The following is a 12,084-nucleotide window of genomic DNA, read 5'->3' as shown; positions in this document are numbered from 1 at the left end:
AGGACGAACAGACAGAATACGCATCCGTTACGGCGCTGACATTGTGCAACTGCACATAGCCAGCGGGATTATGCGGGATTTGCGGTAAGCGTCACATTCAGTACCGGACATTTGCACAGACACAAAAAAGGCGAGCCAAAGCTCGCCTGTTATCAACAACCTGAAACTTACTGCATCAGCAGATACAGGCTGCTGTCACCGCGCTGCACGTTCAGTGCCAGCACCGAAGGTTTGGTGTCGAGCACTTTACGCAGCTCGCCAAGATTAGCTACGGCTTGCTGATTGACACCGAGAATCACGTCACCTTTCTTCAAGCCAATTCGCGCCGCTGCGCTGCCAGGCTTGACGCTATCGACGCGCACGCCTTTCTGGCCGTTGGTATCAATATTGCTGAGATCGGCACCTTCAATACCGGTGTAAATGGTGGCGGACTGCACTTTATCCTGCGAGCTCTGCTGCAGTTCAACCGTGACGTTCACCGGTTTGCCTTCGCGCAGCAGGCCCAGCTGCAGCTTGGTACCGACCGGCAGCGAGCCGACTTCGGCACGCAGCGCTGCAAAGCTCGTCAGCGCTTTACCGTTCATCGACACCACCACGTCACCCGCTTTCACGCCGGCTTTCGCCGCAGCAGAGTTCGGCAATACCTGGCTAACAAAGGCGCCGCGCTGCGCATCGACTTTCATCGCTTTCGCCAGCTCTGAGTTGAGCTCGGTGCCCATAATGCCCAGCTCGCCGCGTTTCACCTGGCCGTATTCAACCATCTGCGCGGTAAGGTTTTTCACCATTGAGCTTGGGATCGCAAAGCCGATACCGATGTTGCCACCGTCCGGAGCCAGAATCGCGGTGTTAATACCGATCAGCTCGCCGTTAAGGTTAACCAACGCGCCGCCGGAGTTACCACGGTTAATCGCCGCATCGGTCTGGATGAAGTTTTCATAGTTTTCAACGTTCAGGCCGCTGCGGCCCAGCGCCGAAACAATTCCCGAGGTCACCGTTTCGCCAAGGCCGTACGGGTTACCGATCGCCACGGTATAATCACCGACGCGCAAGTTGTCGGAATCGGCAATCTTGATTGCGGTGAGGTTTTTCGCATCCTGCAGCTGAATCAGCGCGATGTCTGACTGCGGATCTTTACCGATCACTTTGGCGTCATAACGACGGCCATCGCTGAGCTGCACCTGAATTTTGGTCGCGTTATCCACCACGTGGTTGTTGGTCACCACATAGCCTTTATCCGCGTTAATCACCACGCCGGAACCGAGCGCGCGGAACTGCTGTTTCTGCGCGTTAGCACCGCCATCCGCGCCGCCGCCGTCACCGCCGTTTTGACACATGGGTGAGCTTTGGAACGGTGAACCGTCCTGGCAGAATGGAGAATTATCACCAAAGAATTGCTGGAACTGCTGCGGCATACGCGGCGTTTTAACTGTCGTCGAGCCTTCCACGCTGATACTCACTACGGAAGGCATAACTTTTTCCAGCATCGGTGCCAGGCTTGGCAGCTGCTGGCTGGAAGAAGAAGCGGTCTCTGCGGCAAATACACTCACAGGGCTCAACGCCGTCGCGCCGAAACTCAGCGCCAACGCCAGCATAATTGTGTTTTTTTTCATTTATCTGTGTCTCTCTAAGAATTACGGCCAGACCATTGCTGTGGTCGTGATGGTGAGATTAAGTTTTTAGCGCGAAGTTCCTAATAAAGTTTTAGGTAAAGGTAAAAAATTGTTCTTCATCTTTACAATTGTGCGCTTATTCAACCGCCATTAAACGACGATATTCATCCCAGGCATAATTGTCCGTCATCCCACTAATGTAGTCCTGAATCAGGCGCGCACGATAATAACGTTCCCACAACAAGCGCTGATATTTATGCTCAACAATCAATGAACGCATGTGTTGCTGATAAGCTTTGCGATGTTTGCCGGAAAGCTTATGAAACAACCGGGTTTCAATCGGATGCTTTGCCAGAAAATCCTCGTTCATTAAGGTGGAAAATTGCTCGTAATCCAGCAACAGCAAGGATTGATATATTTCGAGCAGACCTTTAATCACCCGATAACCCTGCAATTCCAGTTGTTCAACTTCCGGATGATTAAACACTTTCTGACGCGCGACCGTTTTAAACAGGTTCAGCAAGCGCCCTTCTTCGCCATCATCTTCCAGTAAAGCGTGATTAAAATCGCCTTCGAAAATAGCCGGCAGGTTGTCGATAAAACGCTTAACCGCATGGCTAACCAGCACGTTTTGTACGTTAACCCGCAATGACATAAAGAATTGATCGCTGATACTACGGCGTTTTTTCTGATTAGCCTCTTTCCAGGCATCGCCGATAGTGCGGCTGAAAACATCGCCGTTTTTTACTGTGCCCCAGGCATCCAATAAATGCTTATACAGCGTTTCAACATGGAAAATATCTTTTTCCACGGCGTCATCCAAATCGGCAATGCAATAAGAGATATCGTCGGCGGCTTCCATTATCCAGGTAAGCGGGAAACGATGGTGCTGTTTAATATTGGTCGCTTCACGCAACTCAGCCACATATTCTCGCTCAGATAAATAGAAGCCCGGCTTTTTCATTAATACGCTAAATTCGGCCGGTTTATCGCCTTGCCACCATGCGGGCGCGGTATATTTCAAAATACAGGCGACCTGCGCATAGCTGAGATTGAGTTGCAGCAGCGTATGCACCAGGCGAATCGCCTGCGCGTTACCCTCGAAATGGCATAAATCTTGACGAATCATTGCATTCAACTGGTCAAAAGCGGCGCGCTCAGCCTCATCGGCAACGCCCGCCACCAGCGGATCGACCAGCTCGGCAGGCAGATTTTCGTCGAACCAGTCATTGATCGCCGCCTCGCCAAAATGACCAAACGGCGGATTGCCGACATCGTGCAGTAAACAGGCCATCTCAATCAGGCTTTCGAAGGCACCTTCAAACTCATCCAGCCCATAATTCGCCAGCCCGCCGCCCTGGGTTTTCAGTGCTTGCAGAATCTCTTTGGTGATATATCGCCCGGTTTGCTGCACTTCCAGCGAGTGCGTTAGACGCGAACGCACCGCCGCATTGCGCTCGAGCGGGAATACCTGGGTTTTCTGTTGCAGACGACGAATGGCGGCGGAGTTAATAATACGTCCGCGATCGCTTTCAAAGTGGCGGGTAATAAAGTATTCCCCTTCGGGATCTTTGCGGCTGGTATAAGGGCGGGTGAAACTGATCTTCTTCCTGAAATTGATCGTCGCCATAATTACCCCTTATTTTTTTCGTGAATTCTTCCTCAATCAGCCATGTTAGACTATGCCTCACTTTTGCGGGTTACATCCATTAAATTAGCGAGATTCTTATGAAAGTAGGCATTATTGGCGCGATGGAGCAGGAAGTTACTCTGCTGCGTGACAAAATCGAAAACCGCCAGACACTGACGCTGGCCGGCTGCGAAATTTATACCGGCACGCTGAACGGTGTTGAGGTGGCGCTGCTGAAATCAGGCATCGGCAAAGTGGCAGCAGCGCTCGGCACCACGTTGCTGCTTCAGCTGTGCAAGCCGGATGTAGTAATTAACACCGGTTCTGCCGGCGGCCTGGCGCCAACGCTGAAAGTGGGCGATATCGTGGTGTCGGATGAAGTGCGCTATCACGATGCCGACGTCACCGCCTTCGGTTACGAGCCAGGCCAAATGGCCAGCTGCCCCGCCGCTTTCGTGGCAGATGACAAACTGATTGCCGCCGCTGAGCTGGTTATCAAGCAGCTCGATCTCAACGCGGTACGCGGTTTGGTGGTGAGCGGCGATGCATTTATCAACGGCGCTGCACCGCTGGAACGCATCCGCACCACCTTCCCGCAGGCGATTGCGGTGGAGATGGAAGCGACCGCGATTGGTCACGTTTGCCATCAGTTCAAGGTGCCATTTGTGGTGGTACGCGCCATTTCTGACGTCGCCGATCAGGAATCACACCTCAGCTTCGACGAGTTCCTCAGTGTTGCGGCAAAACAATCTTCACTGATGGTTGAAAACCTGCTGGTTCAGCTGGCGCGTGGCTAAAATCCTGCTGCTTGGGCTGTTGCTGCTGTGCAACAGCCTGTTCGCCGCCGCGCCGCGCGTCATCACTCTTTCGCCCCATCTGACGGAACTGGCTTTCGCCGCAGGCATTACGCCGCTCGCCGTCAGCGCCTTCTCCGATTATCCCGCGCAGGCCAACGCGCTGGAACAGGTGGCGAACTGGCAAGGCATTAAAGTGGAACGCATTCTGCAACTGAAGCCGGATGTGGTGCTGGCGTGGCGCGGCGGTAATCCACAGCGGCAAATTGAACAGCTGCAGCGTTTCGGGATTAAGGTTGAGTGGATCGATCCGCAAACCATTGACCAAATGATCGATGCGCTGGCGGCGTTACAGCGCTGGAGTCCGCAGCCGCAGCAAGCCATCGATGCGGCGCAGGCATTACGCGCGCAGGAAGCGGCGCTGCGCAAGCAGTATCAGCAAAGTACGCCGCTGCCGCTGTTTTTGCAGTTTGGTCAGCAGCCGCTGTTTACGGCTTCGCGTAACACCATGCAAAACCAGGTCATTGAGCTGTGCGGCGGCAGGAATATTTTTGCCGATAGCGGCGTTAGCTGGCCGCAGGTGAGCCGCGAACAGGTGCTGATGCGCCATCCGCAGGCGATTGTGATCGGGGGTGATGCCGCTCGGGCCGCCAGCATCGCGCAATATTGGCAGCCGCAATTGGATGTGCCGGTGATCGCCATCAATGACGACTGGCTTAGCCGTCCGGGGCCTCGCATGCTGCTGGCAGCGAAACAGCTGTGTGCAGATTTATATCCGACGAAAAAAAGCACCAATAAAGATTAAAGATCCGGCAGAAATTGTCGTAAATCATAATACAAGGCGCAGCGGCCACGTATGCTCTGTGCCCATTTTTAGCGCTTAGCGCAATTTTGTCTTCACCAGGAACTATTCATGACCAGAGCACTGCTGCTGGCCATAGGGCTCGTGATCGCTGCACCTCTGAGTGCGGCCACGTCGACCGGCTCTATCGCCGTCACCTTAACGTTATTCTCGCGTTGCGATATCTCACGCCAGAGTGAACATACTCTGCCCAAAGTGGATTGTGGACGTCACTTCAGCGCGCAGCCGCGCATTACTGAACGAGTATTAAAACGCGATGCTAAACGCCGCGAATCTGCGCGTTTAGTGACTATTGAATGGTAGGAATCTGGCTACCAGAACGGCAGCCAGAACCAGCATTAGATGCTGAAGGAAGAACCACAACCGCAGGTGGTTTTGGCATTCGGGTTGGTCACGATAAAACGTGAACCTTCCAGGCCTTCGGTGTAATCCACGGAACCGCCCACCAGATATTGCAGGCTCATCGGATCCACCACCAGCGCCACGCCTTGTTTCTCGATGGTCATGTCACCGTCATTCATTTGATCGTCAAACGTGAAGCCGTACTGGAAACCGCTGCAACCGCCGCCGGTAATGTAAACGCGCAATTTCAGCTCGGGATTTTCTTCATCAGAAATCAGGTTTTTCACTTTTTTTGCTGCTGCATCAGTGAATTGCAAAGGCAGCGCTGCTAAGTCGTCACTCATCTTTTACTCCGGGTAAACGTCGAGGTCAGAAAACGACCTTAATCTCGCTATTATCTGCCAGCCGTCCAGTGCAATCAAGTGTCACGCTTGACACTGCGTGCCGCCGCATGCGCAGGAAAGTATATACCCTAAACTTTAGCGCAAGCCGTTATTCCCGTAGAATGGCGCCAGATTTTTTCCCGAACAGCAGGAGCAGAACAATGAGTAAGTCAGAAAACCTGTATGCCGCAGCGCAACGCCTGATCCCTGGCGGTGTGAACTCCCCGGTACGTGCATTTACCGGTGTGGGCGGTGTGCCGCTGTTCATCGAACGCGCTGACGGTGCGTATCTGTATGACGCCGACGGCAAAGGCTATATCGATTATGTCGGTTCGTGGGGCCCGATGGTGCTGGGTCATAACAACGCCAACATCCGTAACGCAGTGATTGAAGCGGCTGCGCGCGGTCTGAGCTTCGGCGCGCCAACCGAGATGGAAGTGAAAATGGCCGAGCTGGTGTGCGAGCTGGTGCCAAGCATGGACATGGTGCGCATGGTTAACTCCGGCACCGAAGCCACCATGAGCGCCATTCGCCTGGCGCGCGGCTTCACCCATCGCGACAAAATCATCAAGTTCGAAGGCTGCTATCACGGCCACGCCGACTGCCTGCTGGTGAAAGCCGGCTCCGGCGCGCTGACGCTCGGCCAGCCAAACTCGCCGGGCGTACCGGCCGATTTCGCTAAGCACACGCTGACCTGCACCTATAACGATCTCAGCACTGTGCGTGCAGCTTTCGAGCAGTATCCTGAGGATATTGCCTGCATCATCGTTGAGCCGGTAGCGGGCAACATGAACTGCATTCCACCGCAGCCAGACTTCCTGCCAGGCCTGCGTACGCTGTGTGACGAATTCGGTGCGCTGCTGATTATCGACGAAGTGATGACCGGCTTCCGTGTCGCATTAGGCGGTGCTCAGGCCTATTACGACGTGACGCCAGACCTGACCTGTCTTGGTAAAATCATCGGCGGCGGCATGCCGGTCGGTGCCTTTGGTGGTCGTCGTGATGTGATGGATGCGCTGGCACCAACCGGTCCGGTTTATCAGGCCGGTACCTTGTCCGGTAACCCGATTGCCATGGCGGCGGGCTTCGCGTGTCTGTCGCAAATTGCGCAGCCAGGCACCCACAGCACGTTGACCGATCTGACCACGCAGTTAGCACAAGGCTTGCTGGCCGCAGCGAAAGCCGAAAATATTCCGCTGGTGATCAACCACGTGGGCGGTATGTTCGGGATTTTCTTCACTGATGCCGATGAAGTAACCTGCTATCAGGACGTCACTCAGTGTGACGTTGAGCGCTTTAAGCGTTTCTTCCACCTGATGCTGGAAGAAGGCGTTTACCTTGCGCCATCTGCTTTTGAAGCGGGCTTTATGTCGCTGGCGCACAGTAAAGAAGATATTCAACGCACCATCGATGCGGCACGCCGCAGCTTCGCCAAACTCTAATCAGGGTGGGCTGGGATAGAACCAGCCCATTCTTATTTTCCGGAAACCCTACTTCCTCACACCTCATCAAATTATTGATAAATAAGAAAGTTAATCTTGGCGCGATTTTTGCTAGTGATTAGTTTTCTGTGATGATGAGAGTTATTAAAGTGAAGGTATCGTTAAAAATCTATTCTCTGGAGATGGGATTCTCTCGGCTCGCCATGTTGGTTGACTATCTTGAAACCAAGCTCGATTCCCGTGTCATTCATGTATTCATTGCTGCACCAGGCACCTTGAATAGCAAATATCTAAATGTGAATAACAGTCTTATTATTGAGAAGGATGTTTATCTCAATGCTCGCCTGCAACAGACGCTGCAATCGCTGAACAAAAAATTTCATTACACGCTCGTTACCGTTTTTAGCCAACAAAACATGCTGCTTACTATCATGCAACAAATCTTGCAGAGCCTGCCTGGATCAGTGGCAAAGTCACTTCATCTCAACATTTATGATGGTAATCACAGCGATGTCGAAAAACGTCAGCAGTTGTTCGCCTATCCTGAGATATCTCTGGCATCGCTGATGAACATTGAAGAGCAGCAACTCAGTAATTGGCTTAAAAAGCCTGAAATCCCATTGGTTAATGGTGGCAAGCAAATTTCACATCTGCTATGGCAACGTTTTTACTCCACCACTTACTTCTGGTTGGACATTACGATGTTACAGAGCACATCATCGTTGGCCTCTGAATTGAGCCAAGACATTTATAAGTTGCCTTTACCTGCTAACAAACATCTTAGCCAGATAGACAAATTAACCCTCTGTAAATTATTAAACATTCCAGCTAAAGTGCTCAGCAACCTGATCAATCCTGGTCTTCCTTTATTATGGATAATGGATAGCAATGAAATGCCCTGGTTTAAGCCTATACCTGCACTGAATATATATCGCGAAAGTATTCAGCATGAAGGGAATATTATATATCAAACCTTCGCATCAAATTTAAATGACATGCCCTCGGCTGCCCAAGTACAGATGTTACCCTGGTGGGTTTCGCCAGAAATTGCCACATTTTTCCCACAAGACGAGATGAAAAGTGCGGGAGACGTTGAGATTTGGAATCAACTTAAAGTGGAGGCCACATCGCATGACGCGGCTATTCTTCGGGAAGATTACTGGGTATTTAATATGGAAGCATCGATGGGCGACTTACTCTTTTTGCTCAGTACGCTGCCTACTTTCCGCGCTAAATACGCTGGCGAAATCGTTATTAACTTACCGAAAATATATCATTCGCTCGCTCTGCGATCGCCCTATGTAGATGCCGTTTGGGATATTGATCATCCCATTAAACATTATGAGGAGTTGCAGCGAGCAATTAAAAAAAATAAATACATCAATATTATAGATTGGCAAACTGTCCTTGCTCCCGAACACATGCAATCAGCAATATGCACAAAATTATCCATCTCTTACCGAGAGACTGAACAGCAATTAATCTTGCAAAAAACAGTCGATGATCAAAAGCGGGTTGAACAATTTATTCAGCAGCACCAACTCTTGAATGTTAAAACCGTCCTATTGCATCCGGCGATCGGGGCTCCTAATCGCTCATGGCCGCAACAGCATTGGTCAGCCCTTTGCAATAATTTCCTGGATAATGGCTGGCGCGTGGTATTCATTGGCAGTAATCACAATAAGTACAAACAAAAAGGCATGCCGGTTTGGGATGATCCGCGCATTGTCGATGCCATTGATGTGTTCTCACCAATTGAAAGCACGATTTTAATGGACCACTGCGATTTACTGGTCAGTTGCGATGCAGGCCCAGTAGCTTTAGCCGCCAACAGCAACATTGCCATTTGCGCGCTCTATTCAAACATTCCTGGACAGTATCGTCTTCCCATACGCAAGGGAAAAATGGGCTGGAATGCTAGCGCGATAAATCGCGGCTGTCAGTTTGGTCAATGTGGTGAAACCTTTATTAATGAAGCGTTCAGAATACCAACCCGCCCGGAAACACAGCAATATTTCTCTGGTGAAGCATTCGCGAAATGGTGCCCTAATGAGAACGAATATGCCTGCCTGAATGAATACTCTCCAGCGCACTTCTGGCAAGCAATTCAAGACTTCCTGGATTCGGACCATTACATTCCATTCGCCGATCGCCTACCCTTTTAACGTCAACGCCGCAATAGCCAGATAAAGTATGGTGCACCAAAGAAGGTCGCCATCAATCCGGCGGGGATCTGATCAGGAAACGCCAACACCCTGCCGCACCAGTCGGCGAACATCATCAAACCGCCGCCCAACAAACCGGCCATCAGCACCTGCGGTAATGCACGGCGGAACCCGAGCATGCGCACGATATGCGGCGCCATCAGCCCGATAAAGCTCAGCGGCCCGATGGTTAACGTGGCCGTGGCGGTCAATGACGCCGCCAGCAACAGCAGGCTGAGTCGCGAAGTGGTGAGCGCCATGCCCGCTGAACGCGCGGTAGCGCTACCGAGTGGTAATAGCGTCAACCAGCGACTCGCCAGCGGCGCCAGCGCCATCAGCACCAAACCCACCACCGCACTTTGCACGGCCTGTTGCATATTGATGTTGTAGGTTGAACCGGAAATCCAGCTCAGCAAGCCCGCCATGCGCGGATCGCCGCTGGCCAGCAGCACCATCAAAAGTGTGACAAACGCGCTGTTAAGCGCCATGCCCGCCAGCAACATGCGTTCTGGCGAGAAGCCGCCGCGACTCGCCACCAGCATAATAATCAACAGCGTCAACGCCGCCCCCAGCGCACCGGCAGGCAACAGCCACGCCACCGCATCGCCCGGCACGAAGAACATCATCACCACCACGCCGCACGCTGCACCCGAGCTAATGCCCAACACTTCCGGGCTCGCCATCGGATTACCGGTAAGCCGCTGGATCAGCGCACCCGCCACGCCGAGCATCATGCCCACCATCAGCGCGGCCAATACGCGCGGTGCGCGCCACGGCAGCAGCTGCTGCAGCATATCGCCGCCCACCCACGCAAAGCCGTGCGCATCGCGGCCAAAGGTGATGCCAACCCAGCTAAACACGGCCAGAATCAGCAAACCGACCAGACACCAGCGCAAGACGTTCTGCCGCTCAGCCGGCACGCTATCGCCCTGATTAAGCGCTGGCGGCACCGATCCGGTACGCAGGCGCGGCAGCAACCAAAGCAGAATCGGCACGCCGATTAGCGCGGTCGCCGTGCCGGTAGACACTTCACGCCAGTGGCTGGTCAGCCATAGCACGCACTGATCGGCCAGCCACAGCAGCAGCGCACCGATCAGCGGCGCCAGCATCATGCGGCTGATCAGGCGACGCCCGCCGAGCATCTTCGCCAGCAGCGGCGCGAACAGGCCGATAAAGCCGATGATGCCTGCAACATTGACCAGTTGCGCGCTAAGTAAAATCGCCAGCGCCAGCGCAGCAATACGTGCCGCCGACAGCGCCAGACCGAGGTTTTTTGCTACGCCATCGTCGAGCCCCATCAGCGTCAGCGGACGCAGCAGCGCCAGCGCCACCACAAACGCCAGCAGCAGACGCGGCCACAGCTGCGCCACATTGTGTCCATCCAGCTGGTTGAGCGCGCCGGTGCTCCACAGGAACATGTTCTGCAACTGATCGTGATTGAAAATAGCGAAGATTTGATTCACCGAACCGGCGTACAAACTCAGCACCAGGCCAGCCAGAATCAGTGTCACCGGCGACAGACGTTTGCCCCAGGCCACGCCGAACACCAGAATACCGACAATCACCGCGCCGCCCATCGCCGCAAACTGCTGCGTTAGCTCGCCGCCCGGCAAATGCCACAACGTCGCGACGGTAATCCCCAGCTGAGCGCCCGACGACACGCCCAGCGTGGTGGGTTCCGCCAGCGGATTACGCAGCACCTGTTGAAACAGCAAACCAGCCAGGCCAAGGCCTGCGCCAACCAGCAGCGACAGCGCCAGCCGCGACAACAAGCTGTGATGAAACACCACTTGCTGGATGTTGTTGATGTCCGGGGCGAAAAACGCCTGCGACCACTGATCGCTCGGCAGCGCCTGGCGCAGATTGATCACGCTTAAGGCCAGCGCCAGCAGAAAGACCGCACTCAGCAGCGCGACGGGAAAAAGACGATTGCGCATCAGTGCGACTCCAGCGCGTGTTCCAGCACGCGGACAAATTTCAGCGCCGAATAGGTCGCGCCGTAATACCACACCGCCGGCACGCGCTGGAAACGCTGCGCACGCACAAATGGCAGCGCCTGCCACAGCGCGGTAGCCATCACTTGCTGCATATCGCGATCGTTATCGTGATCGAAGCAGATCACCTGCACATCACCCACGTCCGCCAGCCGCTCCAGCCCAACGACTGCGCTGCCCCAGAAGTTGGTTTCGCCCTGCCAGGCATTGCTCAAGCCAAGGATCTCCATCACCTCAAGGAACAAACTATTTTTACCGAAGGTAATCGCGTGGCGGCTGTCCATCAGCGACATCAGCAGCACCGGACGATCGGCCCACGGCTTGAGGCGTTCACGCGCCGCCGCCAGCTGTTCATCCACATACTGCAGATGCTGCACGGCCTGCGCTTCACGGCCAAGACGCATGCCGAGCGCCTGCAATGAGTGACGCGCGGTGCTGAGCGGTTTGCCATCGCCGCTATTGAGGTCAAAACCCATGGTCGGCGCGATGCGCTGCAGCTTATCCAGCGCCGGACCGTAACCATTGGAGTGCAGAATGAGTGAAGGTTCGAGCTGCGTCATCAGCTCCAGATTGGGTTCGGTGCGCAGGCCAAGATCGATAACGCTGGACGGCAGCTGCGGATCGCCGACCCAAATGTTGTAGTTGTGCATGTCGGCCACGCCGAGTGGCGTCACGCCGAGCGCCATCAGCAGCTCCACCGGCAGCCACTCCAGCGCCAGAATGCGCTGTGCATCCGGCACGGCGGCACGCAGCGGCAACGCGGACATCAACGGGGAAAGCGCCAGCGCCGTCAGCAGGCGGCGGCGAGAAATGTCGAACATGG

Annotated in this window: 10 protein-coding genes; 5 read left to right on the top strand and 5 right to left on the bottom strand. The window is 54.1% G+C overall.

The window, feature by feature from the left end; all coding sequences use genetic code 11:
• Window positions 1-167 precede the first annotated feature (167 nt).
• Window positions 168-1,610, bottom strand: coding sequence for a serine endoprotease DegP (gene degP / locus K5Y32_RS17570; RefSeq protein ID WP_222185300.1), 1,443 nt, complete (start codon window positions 1,608-1,610; stop codon window positions 168-170).
• A gap of 136 nt (window positions 1,611-1,746) precedes the next feature.
• Entirely contained in the window at window positions 1,747-3,240 is a 1,494-nt protein-coding gene (dgt, locus tag K5Y32_RS17565; RefSeq protein WP_222185299.1) for a dGTPase, read from the bottom strand.
• 98 nt (window positions 3,241-3,338) lie between these two features.
• On the opposite strand from dgt, the gene mtnN reads away from it, so the two are divergent.
• The 3 genes from mtnN to K5Y32_RS17550 all read left to right on the top strand — a co-directional run bounded on the left by mtnN (window position 3,339) and on the right by K5Y32_RS17550 (window position 5,199).
• Window positions 3,339-4,037: a 5'-methylthioadenosine/S-adenosylhomocysteine nucleosidase gene (gene mtnN, locus K5Y32_RS17560; RefSeq protein ID WP_222185298.1), complete on the top strand. Its 699-nt coding sequence runs from the start codon at window positions 3,339-3,341 to the stop codon at window positions 4,035-4,037.
• On the top strand, window positions 4,030-4,839 hold the full coding sequence (gene btuF / locus K5Y32_RS17555; protein ID WP_222185297.1) for a vitamin B12 ABC transporter substrate-binding protein BtuF: 810 nt from the start codon (window positions 4,030-4,032) through the stop codon (window positions 4,837-4,839). The genes mtnN and btuF overlap by 8 nt, the downstream gene beginning before the upstream one ends.
• Window positions 4,840-4,947: 108 nt before the next feature.
• Window positions 4,948-5,199: a hypothetical protein gene (locus tag K5Y32_RS17550; protein WP_222185296.1), complete on the top strand. Its 252-nt coding sequence runs from the start codon at window positions 4,948-4,950 to the stop codon at window positions 5,197-5,199.
• Window positions 5,200-5,234: 35 nt separating this feature from the next.
• Here the strand turns inward: K5Y32_RS17550 and erpA are convergent, their stop codons facing one another.
• Complete coding sequence (gene erpA / locus K5Y32_RS17545; protein ID WP_007893884.1) at window positions 5,235-5,582, bottom strand: iron-sulfur cluster insertion protein ErpA; 348 nt, start codon at window positions 5,580-5,582, stop codon at window positions 5,235-5,237.
• A 200-nt stretch (window positions 5,583-5,782) separates the two neighbouring features.
• Between erpA and hemL the strand changes: the two genes are divergently transcribed.
• Both hemL and K5Y32_RS17535 read left to right on the top strand, forming a co-directional pair.
• Complete coding sequence (hemL, locus tag K5Y32_RS17540; RefSeq protein WP_101762056.1) at window positions 5,783-7,063, top strand: glutamate-1-semialdehyde 2,1-aminomutase; 1,281 nt, start codon at window positions 5,783-5,785, stop codon at window positions 7,061-7,063.
• A gap of 131 nt (window positions 7,064-7,194) precedes the next feature.
• Window positions 7,195-9,228 carry a glycosyltransferase family 9 protein gene (locus tag K5Y32_RS17535; RefSeq protein ID WP_222185295.1) on the top strand — a complete coding sequence of 678 codons (2,034 nt, stop codon included), beginning with the start codon at window positions 7,195-7,197 and terminating at the stop codon, window positions 9,226-9,228.
• A gap of 2 nt (window positions 9,229-9,230) precedes the next feature.
• On the opposite strand, the gene fhuB is transcribed toward K5Y32_RS17535, so the two are convergent.
• Both fhuB and fhuD read right to left on the bottom strand, forming a co-directional pair.
• The gene (gene fhuB, locus K5Y32_RS17530) at window positions 9,231-11,204 is read right to left on the bottom strand and encodes a Fe(3+)-hydroxamate ABC transporter permease FhuB (protein ID WP_222185294.1); all 1,974 of its coding nucleotides are present in this window, start codon (window positions 11,202-11,204) and stop codon (window positions 9,231-9,233) included.
• A complete protein-coding gene (gene fhuD / locus K5Y32_RS17525) occupies window positions 11,204-12,082 on the bottom strand; it encodes a Fe(3+)-hydroxamate ABC transporter substrate-binding protein FhuD (RefSeq protein ID WP_222185293.1) in 879 nt (292 codons plus the stop codon). The genes fhuB and fhuD overlap by 1 nt, the downstream gene beginning before the upstream one ends.
• Window positions 12,083-12,084 lie beyond the last annotated feature (2 nt).

It is taken from the genome of Pantoea sp. DY-15, assembly GCF_019795935.1.
Classification (GTDB): domain Bacteria; phylum Pseudomonadota; class Gammaproteobacteria; order Enterobacterales; family Enterobacteriaceae; genus Pantoea; species Pantoea leporis.
This window is presented reverse-complemented; position numbering and strand designations above follow the sequence as displayed.

Excerpts from the sequence above, each read along its gene's own strand:
- erpA (WP_007893884.1), bottom strand. The coding sequence starts at position 5,582 with ATGAGTGACGACTTAGCAGCGCTGCCTTTGCAATTCACTGATGCAGCA.
- dgt (WP_222185299.1), bottom strand. The coding sequence starts at position 3,240 with ATGGCGACGATCAATTTCAGGAAGAAGATCAGTTTCACCCGCCCTTAT.
- hemL (WP_101762056.1), top strand. The coding sequence starts at position 5,783 with ATGAGTAAGTCAGAAAACCTGTATGCCGCAGCGCAACGCCTGATCCCT.
- K5Y32_RS17550 (WP_222185296.1), top strand. The coding sequence starts at position 4,948 with ATGACCAGAGCACTGCTGCTGGCCATAGGGCTCGTGATCGCTGCACCT.
- degP (WP_222185300.1), bottom strand. The coding sequence starts at position 1,610 with ATGAAAAAAAACACAATTATGCTGGCGTTGGCGCTGAGTTTCGGCGCG.
- fhuD (WP_222185293.1), bottom strand. The coding sequence starts at position 12,082 with ATGTTCGACATTTCTCGCCGCCGCCTGCTGACGGCGCTGGCGCTTTCC.
- mtnN (WP_222185298.1), top strand. The coding sequence starts at position 3,339 with ATGAAAGTAGGCATTATTGGCGCGATGGAGCAGGAAGTTACTCTGCTG.
- fhuB (WP_222185294.1), bottom strand. The coding sequence starts at position 11,204 with ATGCGCAATCGTCTTTTTCCCGTCGCGCTGCTGAGTGCGGTCTTTCTG.
- K5Y32_RS17535 (WP_222185295.1), top strand. The coding sequence starts at position 7,195 with ATGATGAGAGTTATTAAAGTGAAGGTATCGTTAAAAATCTATTCTCTG.